Origin of the sequence: Frankia alni ACN14a, assembly GCF_000058485.1 — a bacterium.
GTDB lineage: Bacteria > Actinomycetota > Actinomycetes > Frankiales > Frankiaceae > Frankia > Frankia alni.
Map to the genome: position 1 here is coordinate 5,856,562 of NC_008278.1, position 18,538 is coordinate 5,875,099.

Consider the following 18,538-nt stretch of genomic DNA (forward strand, 5'->3'; position numbering starts at 1 on the left):
CACCTCGGGCAGGGCGAACGAGTGTCGACTCCCCACCCGTACCGGCCCGTTAGACTCTGTGCCGATGCGCCTGATGCTGCTCCGACACGGCCAAACCCCCTCCAACGTCGCCGGCGCCCTCGACACAGGGCGGCCGGGAGCCGCGCTGACCGCCCTGGGCCACGCGCAGGCACGTAGGCTGCCCGACGCACTCCGCGGTGAGACGATCTCGGCGATCTACGCCTCGGTCCTGGTTCGCACTCAGCTCACCGCGGCGCCCCTTGCCGAAGCACGGGGGCTGGGAGTCGGCGTCGTGGAAGGCATCGAGGAGATCGCCGCGGGCGAACTCGAGCTGCGCAGCGACAGGACGTCCATCGCGACCTACCTCGACGTCAACGCCGCCTGGATCCACGGCGATCTGGACCGGACGATGCCGGGTGGGCAGAACGGTCACCTGTTCGTCGCCCGCTACGACACCGCGATCGCGAACATCGCGGCCGCGCATGGCGAGCACGACGCCATCCTGCTCGTCAGTCACGGTTCCGCGATCCGAACCTGGGTCGGCATACGGGTCGGCGATGGTGGGTCCGTCGAGGATCGGTGGCTCGCGAACACCGGGATGGTCACGCTCGAAGGCGACTCCTCGACCGGCTGGAACCTCGTTCAGTGGCATGGCGAACCGCTGGGCGGGTCCGCCCCTCCTGACGTCGCCGCCCACGATGTCACCGGCGCTCCGCCGCGCGAGGCCGTCTCCGAGAACCGCGCGGCCGGGTAGCCCGCAGCCAACCCGCACCCGGCGGATGTCTCACCCGAGACTGACAGGGAGGGCATTGCGCAGAGCGCCGGCTCGGCCGGTGGCTGTGTCAGCCACCGGCCGAGTGCGGGGTCGTGCTCTTGCGTTGTTGGAATGCGTTACTGCTGAGGGTCTGTCTTGTCTCTGGTCAGGGCTTCGGCTCCAGGGCAGGCGTGGGGGACGGTACGGGAGTCGGCTCCGGCGCCGGAAGCGGAGTCGGAACCGAGGTCCCGGAAGTGGTCCACGTGATCGTGACCTCACCGTTGCCGCCGTTGACGGTGCCGGAGTTGGCTCCGGTCGCCAGGGCTGGGTTCACGATGCTCGATGCGGCGAACGAGCTCCCGCCGGCGCCCCCGGCGCCGGCGCCCCCGTAGCCGCCGAAGGTGCCGCCGCCCCCGGCGCCGCCACCACCACCGAAGTACCCGCCGCCCGCGCCGCCGCCCGCGCCACCACCGGATGTGGTGGCGGTCGGGTTCGAGCAGGCGGGGGTGTACGTGCCGTTGCAGGGTTTGTTTCCGGCTCCGCCGGTCCCGCCGGCTCCGGAGATGCCGTCAGTACCGTCGCCGCCGCAGCGCGGATCGGTCAGCGGGTCACTGGGCGCGGGATTTCCTGCGCCATGGCGGCACGCGTTCAGTCCCCCGCTGCCTCCCGCCGTCTGGGTGCCGGCCTTGCCCGGAACTCCGGCGTTACCACCATCCACGGTCGCCCCGGCGTCGGTGCCGGCGTCGCCCCCGGCCCCGCCGAGCGCGTTGCCCTGACCGCCGACGCCGCCGGCGCCGCCGCCGCCGGCGGCGACCAGCACGCGGGTGGAGAGGCCGCAGGCGAGCGTGGCACACCCACCGGCGGTGACGCGGACGTCGGAGGAGCCGCCGCCGCCGGAGCCGTTGCCACCGTTGGACGCGGTTCCGCCGTTCGCACCGGAGGCGTCACCGGGCCCACCTGACACGCCGGTGTTGGACCCACCGAACCCGCCGAGTGCTCCCGATCCGCCGGACGGGCCGTTGCTCATCCCGCCCGAGCGTGACGCCGCCGTTCCATCGGCGCCTCTACCCGCCACGTCCACCTGCAGGACCCGGCCGCCGGTCAGACCCGTCAGCGTCCCGGTCGCCTGGCCACCGCTGCCGCCGGGACGCCCGGTGATGTCCCCCGCGGGGGACGGGTGTGCCTCGTCACCAGCGATGAAGTAGTGCCCACCCTGGGCGCCGGTCGCCGTGATCTCGACCGAGCTCACACCCGCGGGCACGGTGAAGGTGTCCGATCCGACCGTGTCATAGGTGCAGGTCATGGTTGTCGTGCCGGACTGCGCACCGGTCTTCCCACACACCGGTCCGGCTGGTACGGCCGGCGCGGGGGCGATCGCAATTCCCACCGGTCGTTCACCGACGGAAATGGGGGCTCCGGCGGTGTTGGTTGCCACGTCGATCGGCGTCACCGAATTACTGTCGCGGTTGACGGCGTAGGCGGCTACGCCGTCCGGTGTGACCGCAATGGCGAACGGCTCGACACCCCCTGTCGAAATTGTAGCGCCAGGGGTGTTGGTGGCCACGTCGATCGGCGTCACCACGTTGTCCCGTTCGTTGGTGACGTACAGAGTCCTGCCGTCGGGCGTGATCGCGATTCCGACGGGGCGGTCGCTCACCGGAATTGCTTTTCCTGCGGTGTTGGTGGCCACGTCGATCGGCGTCACCGTGGCGCTGCCTGCGTTGGCGTTGTCGGTGACGTACACGGTCTTTCCGTCGGGTGTGATCGTAACCCACTGCGGGTTGTTCCCGGCGGGGATCGGCGTGCCGGCAGTGTTGGAGGCCACGTCGATCGGCGTCACCGTGTTGCTTGCGGCGTTGGCGACATAGGCGGTCCGACCGTCGGGCGTGATCACGATACCGTGCGCGTCGTTACCCACCGGGATGCGGGCGCGGGGAGTGCCCGTGGCCACGTCGATCGGCGTCACGTCATTGCTGGCGTTGTCCACGACGTAGGCGGTCCTGCCATTGGGAGTCACCGCGACTCCGAACGGGAACCGCCCAACCGGGATCGGCGTACCGGGAGTGTTGGTCGCGACGTCGATCGGCGTCACCGTGTTGTCGGCCCGGTTCGTCACATAAACCGTCTTGCCGTCAGGCGTGACGGTAAGCCCTCTGGGGCTCGCGCCGACCCTGATCGGGGTGCCAGCGGTGTTGGTGGTGACGTCGATCGGCGTCACCGTGTTACCGGTGTTGTTGATCACGTAAGCAGTGGCCGCGGCCGGCTTCGTGCCAGGGCCCTGCGTCGGCCCCGAGGTCGGAGTCGACGTCGGAGTCGACGTCGGGGACGTAGGCGACGCGGAGGGACTGGTCGACGGGGTGGGGCTGGGCGACGCAGAGGTACCCCAGCTGATGGTGACCTGGCCGTTCCCGGTGTTGACGGTCCCGGTGTTGACACCGGTGGTCAGAACGGCAGAGGTCACCGCGGCGGACGTGAAGGAGCTGCCGCCACCGCCACCGGCACCCGCGCCGCCGCCACCGATGCTGGTGCCACCGCCGCCCGAACCTCCACCGCCGCCGAAGTACCCGCCACCGCCGCCGCCACCAGCGCCACCGCCCGATTCCGTGTCATCAGGGTTCCGGCAGGGCGGGTTGTGCTCACCCAGGCAGGCCTGGTTTCCCACGCCTCCGACGCCGCCCGTGCCGGCGGCGCCATCAGCGCCGTCACCGCCGAAACGCGGATCGTTGGGATCGGGGGGAGGCGGCGCCGCGTGCCGTCCAGGGTTGAGCCCCCCGGCCCCGCCCGCGGTCTGGCCGCCACCGCCCCCAGGAGCCCCCGGATGGCCACCGTCGACGACGGCACCACCAGCAGCGCCGGCAGCACCGCCACCAGCGCCGCCCGCGCCGCCCAGCGCGTAGCCCTGGCCACCCGTGCCGCCACCGCCGCCGCCGCCCGCGCCGACCAGCACTCGATCCGCCAGACCACACGTCAGTGCCGCGCAGCCAGCAGCGGCGACCCGGACATCCGAGGAACCGCCGCCGCCGGCGCCGTTGCCGCCGTTGTTACTCGCGGTCCCGCCGTCGGAGCCGCCAGCGTCCCCCTTGACGCTGGCCACACCTCCGTTGGAGCCGCCGAAACCTCCCACGGCACCCTGCCCTCCGGACGGCCCGTTGTTCTTTCCGCCCGAGCGGCTGGCAGCGGTGCCGTCGGCGCCCTTGCCGGCGACGTCGACCTGCAGTACCCGGCCCGACGGCAGACCCGTGATCGTGCCGGACGCCTGGCCGCCGCCCCCACCGGCGCGGCCGGTGACATCTCCCACCGGCGAGCCACCGTGAGCAGCGTCACCGGCAACAAAATAGTGGCCGCCCTGGGCGCCGACCGCCGTGATCTGAACCCACCGTGCACCCGTGGGGATCGTGAAGGTGTCCGACCCGACCGTGTTGTAGGTGCACGTCGTCCCGCTGAGGACACCCGATTTCCCACACGGCGACGGCGAAGAAGGTTCGCAGCCGGTCAGCCCCAGACTCAGCACCATGCCCAGCACCGAAACGGACCACGCGACGACATGACGACGTGGTAGGACTATGCGTCTCCGTCGACAGCGTGTTCGCGATCCAAGAAAACCTGCCAAGTTCAAGCACCCTCTTAGCTATGCACCCCGAAACAGACTCCAGGGGCCAGAATTGTTTTTGTCAGACCGGATACGCACACGGTGCGGTCTGATCGGCGCGCCGCATTCCTCGCGGGAAGGTCGCCGGCCCGAAACGGCACCGGCTGTCCCGCGCGATGCCATTCCAGGTCGTCGGTCGCTCAGTCAGACGCAGACGAGGAGCTGACGGTGTCCTCGGTAACCGTCCAGGGTCGGGCGACGGTGGGACACCGGTCGGCGGACGATCCGTTCCACGGTTCTGAGACCGCGGGTGCCCTCATGCGACAGGGCATCGGGCGGCGGCGCTTCGGAGCCGGGGCCGCCGCCCGCGGACCACGAGGTTGGGTGTCCTCAGACGCCGTCGTTGGCGCACAGCGCCCAGACGTCGGAGTAGGTGCTCGGTGAGCTCATGCCTCCGGTGTGGGTGAAGGCCGTCCAGTACGCCGCCGTGGTGGTCCCGTTACTCACCGGATTACCGCTCGAGTCGCTGGGGAAGCTTCCGTTGAGGTGGTCGCCGCCTGAGCCTGGTCCGGTGAAGTCGGTCGTGGTGACGCTACCCCCGCTGATGGCAGCGCCCCCGCTGATCAACTTGCCGTCCCCGCTGGGGCAGTTGACCGTCACCTTCTGGCCCGTGCTCCCCGCCGTCGGACCGCTCGCCTCGCTGTAGTGCACCTTCACGGTGACACCACTGATGTTGATGTTACTTCCGCTGCAGATCGCGTAGACATAGGTCTCATTGGTGCTGTTGGTGCCGTTGGCCCACCCGACGGCGGTCCAGGAGTCGGGATTGGTCTCGCCATTGGCCGCGGCCTTCAGCCCGAAGTCATGCGCGGAGTTGTTGAAGGTCGGGAAGCTGGCGATCGGCTTGAAGTCGCCGACACTGGCCGGAGTGGCACGCGCACCGCCGCCCAGCAGGATCGTGTTCGCCGGGCAGGTGGCGGTAACCCGACCCACCGTCGTCGCCGCGGTGGGTGCGTTGACCTTGTTCATGACCACCTGGGTGTGATTGATCAGACTGCTGGTGAAGCACACCGCGAAGGGGGTCGTGGAGAAGGAACTGTCGGCCTGGCCGCCGCTTCCACCGATCCCGAGCCAGTGGGTCACGTCGGTGCCGACGACCCCGGTGGAACCGGTGTACTCGGAGGTACCGTCCGAGCTGGGCGAAGTACCCATCACATGGTTGCCGTTGCCGGTGCCGGTGGCCTGGTTGATCCCACCTCCGGAGATCAGGCCGCTGCTGCAGTCCGCGTGGGTCGAGATCTCTGAGTTCGCGGTCGAGGGACCACTGGTAGCTCCAGGTGATTTCACCGTGACAGCCACGGTGTTGGCGTACGCCGCGGTCGGGATGGCCACGGCCAACGCGGCACCCAGGACGAGGACGGTTCCCGCTGTGCGCGTACGCACGGACAGATGTGCTCTCACGTCAACCTTCGCGTCAGGGGTGTGGTGCGGGCAGATGCGCCCATGCACACCGGAAGGACAAAGTCCGAGGGGGGCACGGGTTGTGCGACGCTGCACCAGGTCCGCAGATGCGGCCACATCGACGGTAATCGAGCCGCATCCACGTCGAACTTCTAGTCCGTGTGTCGCTCCGTGTCAAGAGGAGTCACGAATCGGAACTGCCCTCGATCTTGCAGTCGGACCGCCTCGGGCGCCAGCACGACTGGTCGAGCAGCCGCCCAGGGGGGATCGCTACGGGTGCGGCGCGACCAGAGTGTGGATCTGGTTGTGATTACCGTGGTCGTTACGTCGTGATCAGTTTGGCTATTCACTGGAATGTTGCGGATGAAATTGGGCGTGAGTTGATCTCGTCGTATCTGCCGGGGATCGGTTCGGTCCGTATCCCCTCCGGTCATGGATGTAGTTCCGACTGATCCTGGTTGTAGGCCCCGAAATTGCCGTCGCCGGGTCTCCACGCGGCTCCCGACCAGGGACGATGCAGAGTAAGGACCGAACCAGAAAGATCATCCATTGGCTTCGCGCATCTCAGGATGGCGAGCTGTCGCGGCCGCGTACCAGCGTCCGTAGCGCCGAGCGCCCCACGGCGCGGTGAGGCCGTGCAGAACCACACTCATACCAACAGTCAGCATCACCACCGGGACGATCTGGTGCTGTTCGGGCAGACCACTGGTGGCGACCAGGTCCGCGAAGACGATCGACGCCAGCCCGCGTGGCCCGAACCAGCCGACATACGCCACGGTCTGGGGTGCGACCTTTGATCCACACAACGAGACGGCGACCGGAATCATCCGAATGACAGTCAGACTGAGCAGCCCGTAGATGACCACCGTCCAGGTCGTGTGTTCGAGGGCGGGTGCCAGGAACAGGGCGCCGAACAGCACAAAGCTCACGGAGACACCGAGCTGGGCGACATCCTGCGGCATCTGTTGCGCCGCGGCCAGGCTCTCGCGCGCGATCAGGCCGGCCACGAGGCCGGCGGCCCATGCTGCGATGAAGCCGCTGCCGTCGATCAGGTCAGCCAGCACGTAGGCCAGCGTCGCCGTGGCCAGCAGCGCGACCGACTGCCACGGCCGGCTGGACCAGCCTTTGTTCATCGACCACCGTAGGGCCAGGGCGCCACCGGCGCCCAGTGCCACCCCGATGGCGCCGGAGGCCACCAGGGCGCGCAGAAACACCGACGCGGCGTGTCCGCGGCCGGCGGTCTGTTCTTCCTCCTGCGCCAGGGCCAGAAAGATGGTCACGAACGGAAGGGCCAGGCCATCGTTGAGGCCGCCTTCGACATTCAGTGCATGTCGGATCAGCGGAGGAACCCGCTGGTTGTTGATGACCGGCAGCCCAAGTGCCGAGTCAGTGGGCGCCAGTATGGCCGCCAGCAGCCCCGCCTCCCATATGCCGAGGCCGGGGAACAGCACCGACGCCAGCACCCAGCCGACGGCGATGGTCAGTGGGAACCCGATTCCCAGCAGCCGGCCGGGTAGCGGCGCCTCCGTCACCCAGGAACCCAGGCCGGCCCCCATGGCGTCAGTGAACAGCACGAGGACGAGGGTCAGTTCCAGGACGGCGCCGACGCCGTGCTCACCGACGGACGAGGTGATCAGTCCCGCGACCTGTTCGCTGGCCAGCAGGCCGGCCGCGGTGAACACCAACGCGCCGCTGATCGGCGTCTGCCCCAGGCGCTGATCCACCAGCGCGTAGGCCATCAGCGTCACCGCCACGACCGCGACTGCGGAGTCCAATGCTGTGCTCCCGTCCGGCGGCAACTGCGCGACCATAGTGTGGGCGATCGAGTAGGTCCGCAAGACGATCAGGACCCTGCTCGAACGTCTTTCAGCACCAACCCGAGAGCACCATCCGCCTCCTCGGTCAAACCGGCCCGGCCCTCGATCCCGAATGCCTGTAGCCAGAACCCGACCATTCAAGATCTGTACTGGCTGTAAAAGCGGCGGTTGCCTCGACGCCGCGTGGGCACCTCTGCCGTAGCAGACGGGAGGGCTACATGTGCAGGTGGATGGGGTACCGGGGCGAGCCGATCGTCCCACGGGTGTTGTTGTACGAGCCTGAAAGATCGCTGATTGCCCAGAGTGTCAGACATGGTCCGGACCTGCTCGAACCGAACGGCGACGGGACCGGTCTGGGCTGGTACAGCCGGCGCAGGACCCCGGCCATCTTCCACAGCGACTCACCCGCGTGGGGTGATGAGAACTTTCGGGAACTGGCCGACGAGATCTGTTCCCCGATGTTCCTCGCGCACGTGCGGGCGGGTACCGGAACGCCGGTACAGAAGACGAACTGCCATCCGTTCCGCTACCAGAAGTGGCTTTTCGTGCACAACGGATACATCGACGGCTTCGACCTGCTTCGCCGCGACCTGCTGATGGCCGTCCGCCCTGACCTGTTCGCCAACATAAAGGGCTCCACGGATTCCGAGGTGATGTTCCACCTTGCTCTGACGTTCGGGCTGGAGGAAGACCCCGTCGGGGGGTTGGAACGAATGGCCGGTTTCGTCGAGAGCGCCGGAGCCGCCGCGGGGGTTGCCGAGCCCCTGCAGATGACGGTCGGACTGGCCGACGGCGAGACACTGTTCGCCGCCAGATACGCCAGCGGGCCGGTGGTCAACACTTTGTACATGTCTGAGAGCGTCGACGCGATCCGGATGCTCTACCCCGAGCACGAACGTCTGCGGCGCATACCCGCCCACGCTCGCGCAGTCCTTTCGGAGCCGCTGAGCGAGCTACCGGGGGTGTGGCGGGAGATACCCCCGTCCACGGCACTCGTCATCACCGACACGCCACACCAGCGCCCCTTCCGACCACAGCAGCCCGGGTAAGCAGAGTGCAGCTGCCCCGGTTTCTCGGTGGCGCCGTCCGGCGGTTGTCATGGCGGCCGTCCCTGCCACCTGCGGTGAAGGTGCGGTGGTGGTCCACGGGACGGAGGATGGACGTTGGGGCCGTCGGGCCTGCTCATGGTCTGTGACGACCGCGGGAGGAACCACCATGGACGACTACCCACCGATCGCGGATCACGGGCTTGTGGGCGACCTGCAGACCGCGGCGCTGGTCGCCGCCGACGGCACCCTGGACTGGTGGTGCACCCCGCGGTTCGACTCGCCGAGTGTCTTCGCCTCGTTGCTCGACAGCGATCGGGGCGGTTACTGCCGCCTGGCCGCTGATCTCGGCCAGGCCCACGAGGCCGGCGTCCGGCAGCTCTACCTGACCGATACCGCCGTGCTCGTCACCCGGTTCATGGCCCCGGGCGGGGTGGGCGAGGTGCTCGACTTCATGGAGCCCGACCCCTCGACCACCCCGTCGGCGCGGCATCGGCTGATCCGGGTCGCCCGGGTGGTTCGCGGCAGTCTGCCTTTCGAGTTGGTCTGCCGGCCGCGGTTCGACTACGGTCGCGCGTCCCACACGTTGCGCCAGCTCGACGACGGATCGGTGGTGTTCCACGGTCCTGACATGGATCTGCACGTGCAGGCGACCGCCCCGATCGCGTTCCATCCGGACGGCCACGACGTCTCCGCGCGCTTCACCCTCGACGCCGGCGAGCTGGCCGCGGTCGTCCTCACCAGCGACAGCGGTGACGCCGCCGCCCGCGACGGACGCCCCGGCGGTCCGCCGCCCACCATGCAGGCGATCACCGCCTCCTTCGACGCCTGCCGCGCCTTCTGGCTGACCTGGCTGCGCGCCTCCCGTTACCGAGGCCGGTGGCAGGAGATGGTCACCCGTTCGGCGATCACCCTGAAACTGCTCACCTACGCTCCCACCGGCGCTCCCATCGCCGCCGCCACGATGGGTCTGCCCGAGCAGATCGGCGGCGAACGCAACTGGGACTACCGGTACACCTGGATCCGCGACGCCTCCCTGTCGGTCCACGCCCTGACCACTCTCGGCTTCACCGACGACGCGAACGCCTACCGCCGCTGGCTACGCGAGCGCCTCGACGCCGGCTGGACCGCGTCCGGTGAACCGCTTCAGATCATGTACCGCGTCGACGGGGAACCCCACCTGACCGAGGAGATCCTCGACCATCTGGAGGGCTACCGCCGCTCCGCGCCGGTCAGAGCCGGCAACGCCGCCGCCGACCAGATTCAGCTCGACATCTACGGCGAGGCCGCCTACGCCCTCGCCGAGGCGAGGGACATCGGCGGAATCCGCGGCTGGAACGCCTTCACCGCCGTCATCGACTGGCTCACCGACCACTGGGACCGCCCGGACGAAGGTATCTGGGAAACTCGCGGCGGCCGGCAGAACTTCACCTACAGCCGACTCATGACCTGGGTCGCCTTCGACCGGGCCATCGGCTTCGCGACCGCCTACTCCCGTCCCGCCGACCTCACCCGCTGGCAGACGGCCCGCGACACGGTCTTCCGGCAGATCATCGACCGTGGCTGGAACGACAAGCGCCGTGCGTTCGTCCAGCACTACGACACCGACGTCGTCGACGCCTCCCTGCTGCTCATGCCCCGCGTCGGCTTTATCGACCCGAAAGACCCCGACTGGCTGAGCACGCTCGACGCCATGAGCGACGAACTCGTCAGTGACAGCCTCGTCTACCGCTACAACCCCGCCGCGTCCCCCGACGGCCTGCGGGGCTCCGAGGGCACCTTCAACCTCTGCAGCTTCCTCTATGTGCAGGCCCTCGCCCGCGCCGGGCGCCTCGACCAGGCCCGCTACGCCTTCGACAAGATGCTCACCTACGCCAACCATGTCGGCCTGTTCGCCGAGGAGATCGGACCGTCCGGTGAACAGCTCGGCAATTTTCCCCAGGCCTTCACGCACCTCGCGCTCATCGACGCCGCCATCGCCCTCGACGAGGAGCTCGACCGCGCCGAGCACCCGGCTCGCTGACCGCCGGCAGCGCGACGGGAAGCGAGGTACGCGGCGACCATGACCGAGCAGACGCCCGACGCAGGTCCCCGCACCCCGCCACGGTCGGCCGGCACCGACCGACGAGTCCTGGCACCGCTCGCGCTCGCGCAGTTCATCTGCAGCTTCGCCGGGTCGAACATGAATGTGATGATCAACGACATCAGTCGCGACCTCGACACGACCGTCCAGGCCGTTCAGGTCGTCATCACGGTCTTCCTCCTGGTCATGGCCGCGCTGATGATCCCCGGCGGCAAGCTGACCGACCTGCTGGGCCGCAAACGCTGCTTCCTCATCGGGCTCGCGGTGTACGGGACAGGGGCCGTGCTCAGCGCCGCTGCGCCAGGTGTGGGCGTGCTGCTCGTCGGCAACTCGATCCTGGAAGGCGTCGGTACCGCCCTGCTGATCCCCCCGGTCTACATCCTCACCACGTTGCTGTTCACCGACCTCACCGCCCGCGCCCACGCCTTCGGAATGATCATGGCTGCTGGCGGCCTCGGGGCGGCGGCGGGGCCACTCATCGGCGGCCTGATCACCTCCGCGATCAGCTGGCGCGCGGCCTTCGCCTTCCAGGCCCTGGTCATTGCGCTCATCATCGCGCTGAGCCGGTCCGTCCCCGACCCGCTTCCGCCGGACCCGCACCGTCACTTCGACATCCCCGGCGCGGTCCTGTCCGCGGGCGGCCTCACCCTCGTTGTCATGGGCATCCTCGCCGCCGACGACAGCCTGGCCCGCACGGCCGCCCTCCTGGCCGCCGGCATGCTCGTGCTGGCCGGATTCCTGCACTGGGTGCGCGTCGAGGAGCGAGCCGGCCGGGAACCGCTGCTGTCCACCAGTCTGTTCCGCAACCGAAACGCGAACCTCGGCCTCGTCACCCAGAACATCCAGTGGCTGCTGCTCATGGGCTCGTCCTTCACCGTAGCCACGTACCTCCAGGTGGTGCGTGGCTACGACGCCATCAGGACCGGCCTCATCTTCACGGCGGCCACTGTCGGTCTGCTCGCCTCGTCGCTTGCCGCCGAACGGTTCGCGAAACGTCGCTCCCAGGGCACTCTGATCACGGCCGGGTTCGCCCTGGCCGTCGCCGGAATCGTCCTCCTGATCGGCCTGGTCGCCGGATCACGCAGCCCGTGGGCGTTCGTTCCCGGGCTGTTGCTGCTCGGTCTCGGCCTCGGCGTGATGCTCACCCCCTCGGTCAACGTCGTCCAGTCCGCCTTCTCCGAACAACGCCAGGGCGAGATCTCCGGCCTCTCCCGCAGCATCTCGAACCTCGGCTCCTCCTTCGGCACCGCCATCGCCGGCACCATCCTCGTCGCCGGCCTGACCACGAACGCCTACGCCACCGCCATGGCCACCCTCGCCGTCCTCGGCGTCGTCGGCCTGGTCGTCGCCGCGCTGATGTCCCGGACCACCTCCGGGGCCGACTCGCCGGCGGGCGGCCGGCCGGAGGTCAACCCGCACGACTGACTGATCTCGCTCGGGGTCGGGGCTCAGGTCAGAACGCGGGACTTCGCTCGCTGGAAATCCTCCTCGCTGATCTCACCATTCCTCCGGAGGTCGACCAGCTTCGCCATGTCGTCGGCAACCCCCTGGGACTGCACAGCGGACGGCTGGAACCCTTGGTACAAGGCCTGCTGCCGCTGCCGGTTCGCCATTGCCCGCTCACCCATCGAATCGCCACGGGATATGGTGTAGGCCAGAACGCCCAGAAGCGGGAGGATGATGACGGCGGTCAGCCATCCGGCCTTCCCCCAGCCGGAGAGGTCACTGCTGCGAAAGATGTCTGATATGACGACGAAGAGCAGGTACAACCACAGTGTGAGCCCGAAGAACAGCAACATGGTCCAGAAGGCCGACAGGAGCGGATAATCCATGATGAAGCCCCCTTGCGCAGGTCGAAATCGGATACCAGCGATGTCTCCTTGAAAGACTTACCCGAACTGCGCGTCACCACACGTTTCGCGGTCCTGGCGGGGAGATGAGGGAGAAGCTGTCCCCGGTGTCGGGGTGGATCGGCGAACAGGTCAGGTGCGTCGACCGTGGCGGACACGGCAATCACTCGGATGAGGATCTCGCGCGTCGCCTGAAGACGCGGAGGACGGACAGGCCCTGCTCGTTGTACCAACCGCCGACGATCGCCCCTCCGGTAAGAACGACTCCGAACCCGATCAGCCACGAAAGAAACGTGAAAATGACTCCGATCTCGCCGTAGTTCCGCTCGTTCTCGACGATCGATTCCGAGAACAGCAGCCGGCTCACCACCCCCAGGCCGGTCAGGCCGATCGTGGTGAACACGGCCGTGGGCAGGATTTCCCGCCAGCCCAGCCGCCCGCGGACGAGAATCCAGGTACCGCTCCAGAGCAGCAGTCCCATCGCGGCGACGACAATCAGACCCTGGCATACCTGGCCGACTGCCGTGCCGGTGAGCACCGCCCCGGTGGCGGTGGTACCAGCAAGAAAGACGATCAGTCCGGCGAGCCAGACCACCTGAGCCGGCACCCCGCGCAGGCCGAACGCCGGAATCCGGAAGACCCGCAGGTACACCGACTGCACCGCCCCGGCCAGGCTCAGTCCGCCCAGGGTCAGCCAGAGCGCGCCGAGGACGGTCCACTCGGACTGGGCGGATCCGCCGCCGCCGCCGTGGGGGGTGAAGAGACGCTCGACAGCCATCGCGGCATCGTGGTTCAGCCCCATCCGCCTGATGATGATCTCGGCAGCGCCGCCGGGGCGCAGCGGCGACACCGCCGCCAGCGTGATGAGGAACGGGAAGAACAGCATCAGGATGAGCGCGGCGAGGGTCATCGCACCGTTGATCAGATCGCTCTCCCGCAACTGGCGGGCCAGGTTCTCCGCCGAGGACCCGCGCCATCTGTCCCGAAACCCGCCACGTGGCTTCACGGGTCCCCACCCCCGCCCGTCAGCTTGCGGTGCTGATCCGTCCGGACCGCGCGGCCTCGGCGAGCGCCGCGTGATCGCGTTCGTTCTGGTCGGCGTAGGCCTCGGCGAACCGGGTGATCGCCTGATCGAAGGCGTCTGTGGCGCCGAGGTAGGCCGCGATCGCGACGCGGTCACCCGAGCGGGCGTGGGCCCGGGCGAGTGTCGCTCCGCACAGCCGCGCGAACAGGGCGAGGCCGTCGGGGTCCAGGCGTTCGGGGACCACGACGCCCTTCCAGTCCTGCAGCTGGCGGACGTAGAAGTCGCGCCGCCGCCCGTCGATGCCGTCCACCCGCTGCCAGCCGAGGAAGATGTCCCCGACGGCCTGCATCAGACGTTGTCCGGCGACGACCCGCTCCCCCTGGTTGCCGTACCGGCTCGCGGGCAGGTGATCCGCCAGGACCGACGCCTGCGCCTCCTTGACCTGCAGCAGCAACGGGTCGTCGCGGTCGCGGCCGAGCAGCAGCGCCACCCAGCAGCGGGTACCCACGCTGCCGACGCCGACGACCTTGCGTGCGACGTCGACGAGCCGGTACTGGGCGAGCAGGAAACGCCGGTCGTCCACCAGGGTGGCGCCGTACTCGTCGATGATGGTGGTGAGCTGATCCGTCAGCAGGTCGCGCTGCGCTCCGCGGAGCAGTTCGCGGACCGGGACGAGTAGCGGCGGGTCGGAGACGAAACGCGGCTGACCGTCTGTCACTTCGGTCAACCGGGCGAGGGCCCGCAGCCGGTCGCGGGACCGGGCAGTGGCGGCCGCGCGAGACAGGCGCCTGGTGTAGCGCCGTCCCAGCACGTCCCCGAGCTGGGCCCGCAGCTGATCCACTTCGATGTGGGCGTACCAGACGTCGAGGTTGGTCAGGGCCGCGAACCGGCACATCCAGGCGCGGTACGCACCGATCGCCGCGGTGACGGCCGCCCGCCGCCGCACCGGCGCGAACCCGTTACCCCGGCCTGCGATGACCAGGCTCGCGGCCAGCCGCTTCACGTCCCATTCCCACGGGCCGGGAAGGGTCTCGTCGAAGTCGTTGATGTCGAACACCAGGTGGCGCTCGGGGGAGGCGAGCAGACGGAAGTTGAGCATGTGCGCGTCGCCGCAGAGCTGAACGTCGATCCCGGAGACCGGGGTGCCGGCAAGATCCGCCGCCATGACTGCGGCAGCACCGCGAAAGAACCGGAACGGTGACTCCAGCATGCGCTGGTAGCGCAGGGGGACGAGCTCGGGCAGCCGAGTCTGCGACTGCCGCTCGATCACGTCGACCGGATCGGCCCGGCCCGACGTCGGCGCGTACTCGCCGTGGATCCGGCGCGGGGCGAGGCCCCTCGCGCGCTTTCCCCGGGCCGCGCGTTCGGTCGGCGTGAGCTGTTCGGACCCCGCGGACAGCCGTGGCCGCGAACCGGCCGCGACCGGCGGCGGGCTGAGGACCGCTACCATGCTCTGCCTCACACTGTTCCCGTTATTCTGGATTTCGGCCACTCCGGCCATTCTGGATTCTCGTCACTCCGGCCGTTCCGGGTTCTCGTCACTCCGGATTCTCGTTCAGGATCTCGTCCAGTCCGAGTGCGCGCAGGACGTTTCCCGCGGCCGACACGACCCGGGCACTTCCGACGATCGGCGCGATGGCGGTGGTCACGCCCTGCGCATCGGCGGCGGTGAGGCCTGCCTCCTGGGCGGCGGCGAGGTTCATCAGATAGGAAGCGGGCGCCGAGTCCACGGCGACGAGCGCCGCCAGGCGCACGAGATGGTAGGTGCGCTCGTCCAGGCCCGAGCGCTCAAGCGTGTCCAGGTGCATCTGCACGATCTCTTCGAATACTGGTGCGTCGCCGTGCGCGATCGCGCCGAGCGTCCGCTCAGGAGCCTGTGTCGTCATTATTCTCCCCTTGCTTCGACCAGATGCGTTTCGAGGAAATTTTCCTCCTGGTTGGCTGCCCGAGGCCGGTGGCTCGCAAACATGCGACGTCAACGGATCGACGCGAAGGAAGTGGATTTCATTATTTTTCCGGAGTTTCTCGGCGCCGCATTCCCGTCTCGCCGGCCGGCAGCTTATGGTTACTCCTCGCAGGGAAAGACGCGGCCGCGGGACCGTGGGGGCGGCCGCCCCAGGCACAAAGCAGGAGGGCTCGCCATGGTTGCCAGTGCTGGCGGCGGCTCCGGCAGCCCGGCGTATTCGGACGACAGGCGCCCCCTGTCCGTCGGCGAGCGGGCGGAGTACGAGCGGCTGCGCAGCGCGCAGGCGGTGCGGCACGACCGGCTACGCACGGTCGGGGCGTCCCTGCTGGTCCTGCTGGCCGTCGTGCTGGCGCCGTTCGGCGTGGTCGCCGCCTGGGCGGCCACGACGATCTCCGACACGGACCGGTACGTCGCTACCGTCGCCCCGCTCGCCACCGACCCCGCGGTGCAGAACCTGGTGATCGATCGTCTGACCGACCGAGTCGTCAGTAACGTCGACGTCAGTCAGGTCACCGCGTCGCTCGACGGCGTCCTCGCGCGAAACGGGGTTCCCCCCGTTGTCGTGGACCACGCCGACACACTGGCCGGCGCGCTGAAGACCGCCCTGACCAGCGCGGTACATCAGGTGGTGCAGGGAGTGGTCACCAGTGACCAGTTCTCCGCGGTATGGGAGAACGCCAACCGCCGGGCACATGCCGCCGTGGTGAAGGTTCTCACCGGTAAGGGCGGGCGCGCCGTGCAGGCCAAGGACGACACGATCGTGTTGGACATCGGCCCGGTCGTCGACAGTGTGCAGAAGCGGTTGGCCGACGCCGGCTTCGAGAAGGCGAGCAGGATTCCCGACGTCGACCGAGAGATCGTGCTCCTGCGGACGGACAAACTGACCGGGGCTCAGGACGCCCTGCGTCTACTCGCCGTCCTCGGCCGCTGGCTGCCGGTCGCGGTCGTGGTACTCGCCGCGCTGGGCGTGTGGCTGGCGCCCTCGCACCGCGCCGGTCTCATGGCCACGGGCATCGGAATCGGCGTGGCGATGATCGTGCTGCTCGTGGGACTGGCCATCATGCGCCAGGTCTATCTGGACTCCGTCCCGCCCGACACCCAGCCGCGGGACGCGGCAGCGGCCATCTACGACACGCTCGTCCGTTTCCTGCGAGACAGCGCGCTCACCTGGCTGACCATAGCCATCATCATCGTGGTCGCTGGCTATCTCTTCGGGCCGGGACGCGGCGCCCGGGCCGTCCGCTCCGGCGCCGCCCACGCCACCGGCGCCCTCGGTCGGGCCGCGACCCGGGTGGGTGTGCGCACCGGCGCGGCGGGCCGATGGTTGGCCAGGCATCGCCGCCTCATCAGCGGGATCGTCGTCGGGGCCGGGGCGCTGGCCCTGGCGCTGTGGAACTCTCCGACCCCGTCAGCGGTCGCCCTCGTCTTGGTGATAGTTCTGTTCACCCTGGTTGCGCTGGGTGTCCTTGCCGCCGCCGGCACGACCCGACCCGGTCCCGAGAGCCCCGAGGGCAGGCGTTCCGACGGCGTCGTGGGGCCGCCGACCACCTGACACCCACGCCGATACGCACGGCCCGGTTCAGGCCGGCGACCGGCCGAAGGCGATGCGGACCAGCGCGGGGAACATCCCCCAGACACCCGGCCGCGCGGCCGGGACCCCGGGCGCGTGCAGGGGAATCCGAATGCGTAGAGCCGCCGGAAGCAGGCGGAGATCCAACGGTGGCGGCAGGCGCAGCGCCTCCCCGTCCACACCGACGCTGACCGGTCGCGCGGAGTCGATGCGCAGGGTGGGGCTGGTCCACTGGTGGAAACCGCGGAACCGGCTGATGGCACCCATGGACTCGAGCGCGACGAGGGCGGGCAGGTCGCGAGCGCGATCGACGCGCAACGCCGCCACGCCAAGCCGGCCGCTGTCGAGCCGGGGGCGGGTACCGAAACCACCAAGGCTGTGCAGCTGGTAGGCGTTGTTCGACACGAGTAGGACGTCCGCGGTCGATCCGGCCTGACCGTCCGGGCCGGTGAAGCGAAGATCCGGCGGTGCGCGGTCCACGCCCAGCAGGTCGGGCAGCATCGCGGCCGCCGTTCCCATCTTCGCGTCACGGTAGCTGTCGGACTGCACGATTTCGGCGTAGACGCCCAACGAGACGTTGTTGACGAACACGCGGTCACCGAGCTGACCGAGGTCCACGCGCTGCTCGACGGCGTGGTCGAACGCGTCGAGCGCCCCCACCACATCCTTCCGGTCGAGGCCAAGGTCAAGGGCGAAGTGGTTACGAGTACCGGCTGGGACGCAGACGAACGCCATCCCGCGCCGCCGCGCCACGTCCGCGACCAGTGCCTGCGAACCATCGCCGCCCGCCATGCCCACCACGTCGGCTCCGTGGTCGGCGGCGTCCTCGGCGAGGGAACGGAGATCAGCGTGTTCCGTGAGGGTAACGACCGTGATCCCGCGCCGGGCGGCCTCCTGAGCGAGATGGTGGCGGTCGGCGGCGCCACCCCCGGATCGCGGGTTCACCAGCAGCACGCCGCGCCGCGCGGCTCCGACCATGAGCCCCTTGGGTCGGTGTCGTCCGAAGGCGCCGCGCGCCGCGGTTCCCGACGTGACGAGCAGGCCCGCGGTGACCAGCGCGGTGGTCAGGCCGACCACCCCCGCGAAGGCGATCAGGCCGCCGAGTGTCACGGCAGCCACGACAGCCGCGATCAGGCGGCGCAGCCCCCGTCCGACCAGCGCCGTCCAGCCCGCCACCAACGCGATCGTCACGGCGGCGACCGAAACCGGCAGGGCAATCGGCCGGTCGATCAGCCGGGCAAGTACAACAGTGACCACCGCGGCGAAGCTCACCAACGCGGCCGAAGCCGCCACCCGCCGGGAGCGGGACACCGACGCTCCCGCCCGCCGCCGCCCCGCCCGGCGAATGATCCCGAAATGCACGATTACCCATCCTTCC

Annotated in this window: 13 protein-coding genes; 5 read left to right on the plus strand and 8 right to left on the minus strand. The window is 69.2% G+C overall.

Annotated elements, in window-relative coordinates:
* The first annotated feature begins 64 nt into the window (after nt 1-64).
* Nucleotides 65-754 carry a histidine phosphatase family protein gene (locus FRAAL_RS23560; RefSeq protein ID WP_041940928.1) on the plus strand — a complete coding sequence of 230 codons (690 nt, stop codon included), beginning with the start codon at nt 65-67 and terminating at the stop codon, nt 752-754.
* Between the two features lie 166 nt (nt 755-920).
* Here the strand turns inward: FRAAL_RS23560 and FRAAL_RS35880 are convergent, their stop codons facing one another.
* The 3 genes from FRAAL_RS35880 to FRAAL_RS23575 all read right to left on the minus strand — a co-directional run bounded on the left by FRAAL_RS35880 (nt 921) and on the right by FRAAL_RS23575 (nt 7,615).
* Nucleotides 921-4,052: a beta-propeller fold lactonase family protein gene (locus FRAAL_RS35880; protein WP_308204164.1), complete on the minus strand. Its 3,132-nt coding sequence runs from the start codon at nt 4,050-4,052 to the stop codon at nt 921-923.
* 681 nt (nt 4,053-4,733) lie between these two features.
* Nucleotides 4,734-5,786 carry a hypothetical protein gene (locus FRAAL_RS23570; protein WP_011606490.1) on the minus strand — a complete coding sequence of 351 codons (1,053 nt, stop codon included), beginning with the start codon at nt 5,784-5,786 and terminating at the stop codon, nt 4,734-4,736.
* A 560-nt stretch (nt 5,787-6,346) separates the two neighbouring features.
* Nucleotides 6,347-7,615: a cation:proton antiporter gene (locus tag FRAAL_RS23575; RefSeq protein WP_011606491.1), complete on the minus strand. Its 1,269-nt coding sequence runs from the start codon at nt 7,613-7,615 to the stop codon at nt 6,347-6,349.
* A 269-nt stretch (nt 7,616-7,884) separates the two neighbouring features.
* On the opposite strand from FRAAL_RS23575, the gene FRAAL_RS23580 reads away from it, so the two are divergent.
* The 3 genes from FRAAL_RS23580 to FRAAL_RS23590 all read left to right on the plus strand — a co-directional run bounded on the left by FRAAL_RS23580 (nt 7,885) and on the right by FRAAL_RS23590 (nt 12,175).
* Nucleotides 7,885-8,670, plus strand: a complete 786-nt coding sequence (locus tag FRAAL_RS23580; RefSeq protein ID WP_231861270.1) for a class II glutamine amidotransferase — start codon at nt 7,885-7,887, stop codon at nt 8,668-8,670.
* Between the two features lie 166 nt (nt 8,671-8,836).
* Nucleotides 8,837-10,690 (plus strand): glycoside hydrolase family 15 protein, encoded by a 1,854-nt coding sequence (locus FRAAL_RS23585; protein WP_011606493.1) that lies wholly within the window; start codon nt 8,837-8,839, stop codon nt 10,688-10,690.
* A 39-nt stretch (nt 10,691-10,729) separates the two neighbouring features.
* Nucleotides 10,730-12,175 carry an MFS transporter gene (locus FRAAL_RS23590; protein WP_041939695.1) on the plus strand — a complete coding sequence of 482 codons (1,446 nt, stop codon included), beginning with the start codon at nt 10,730-10,732 and terminating at the stop codon, nt 12,173-12,175.
* A gap of 23 nt (nt 12,176-12,198) precedes the next feature.
* Here FRAAL_RS23590 and FRAAL_RS23595 read toward each other — a convergent pair whose 3' ends face one another.
* The 4 genes from FRAAL_RS23595 to FRAAL_RS23610 all read right to left on the minus strand — a co-directional run bounded on the left by FRAAL_RS23595 (nt 12,199) and on the right by FRAAL_RS23610 (nt 15,510).
* Nucleotides 12,199-12,582: an SHOCT domain-containing protein gene (locus FRAAL_RS23595; protein WP_011606495.1), complete on the minus strand. Its 384-nt coding sequence runs from the start codon at nt 12,580-12,582 to the stop codon at nt 12,199-12,201.
* 181 nt (nt 12,583-12,763) lie between these two features.
* Complete coding sequence (locus FRAAL_RS23600; RefSeq protein WP_011606496.1) at nt 12,764-13,606, minus strand: hypothetical protein; 843 nt, start codon at nt 13,604-13,606, stop codon at nt 12,764-12,766.
* A gap of 19 nt (nt 13,607-13,625) precedes the next feature.
* Complete coding sequence (locus FRAAL_RS23605) at nt 13,626-15,074, minus strand: DUF2252 domain-containing protein (RefSeq protein ID WP_041939696.1); 1,449 nt, start codon at nt 15,072-15,074, stop codon at nt 13,626-13,628.
* Between the two features lie 88 nt (nt 15,075-15,162).
* A complete protein-coding gene (locus FRAAL_RS23610) occupies nt 15,163-15,510 on the minus strand; it encodes a carboxymuconolactone decarboxylase family protein (protein ID WP_011606498.1) in 348 nt (115 codons plus the stop codon).
* 255 nt (nt 15,511-15,765) lie between these two features.
* On the opposite strand from FRAAL_RS23610, the gene FRAAL_RS23615 reads away from it, so the two are divergent.
* A complete protein-coding gene (locus FRAAL_RS23615) occupies nt 15,766-17,142 on the plus strand; it encodes a membrane protein (RefSeq protein WP_011606499.1) in 1,377 nt (458 codons plus the stop codon).
* Between the two features lie 27 nt (nt 17,143-17,169).
* Here FRAAL_RS23615 and FRAAL_RS23620 read toward each other — a convergent pair whose 3' ends face one another.
* Nucleotides 17,170-18,522, minus strand: coding sequence for a diacylglycerol/lipid kinase family protein (locus tag FRAAL_RS23620; RefSeq protein ID WP_011606500.1), 1,353 nt, complete (start codon nt 18,520-18,522; stop codon nt 17,170-17,172).
* Nucleotides 18,523-18,538 lie beyond the last annotated feature (16 nt).

Coding starts and splice junctions, on each gene's coding strand:
- FRAAL_RS23560 (WP_041940928.1), top strand. CDS start 65: ATGCGCCTGATGCTGCTCCGACACGGCCAAACCCCCTCCAACGTCGCC.
- FRAAL_RS23575 (WP_011606491.1), bottom strand. CDS start 7,615: ATGGTCGCGCAGTTGCCGCCGGACGGGAGCACAGCATTGGACTCCGCA.
- FRAAL_RS23585 (WP_011606493.1), top strand. CDS start 8,837: ATGGACGACTACCCACCGATCGCGGATCACGGGCTTGTGGGCGACCTG.
- FRAAL_RS23590 (WP_041939695.1), top strand. CDS start 10,730: ATGACCGAGCAGACGCCCGACGCAGGTCCCCGCACCCCGCCACGGTCG.
- FRAAL_RS23595 (WP_011606495.1), bottom strand. CDS start 12,582: ATGGATTATCCGCTCCTGTCGGCCTTCTGGACCATGTTGCTGTTCTTC.
- FRAAL_RS23605 (WP_041939696.1), bottom strand. CDS start 15,074: ATGGTAGCGGTCCTCAGCCCGCCGCCGGTCGCGGCCGGTTCGCGGCCA.
- FRAAL_RS23610 (WP_011606498.1), bottom strand. CDS start 15,510: ATGACGACACAGGCTCCTGAGCGGACGCTCGGCGCGATCGCGCACGGC.
- FRAAL_RS23615 (WP_011606499.1), top strand. CDS start 15,766: ATGGTTGCCAGTGCTGGCGGCGGCTCCGGCAGCCCGGCGTATTCGGAC.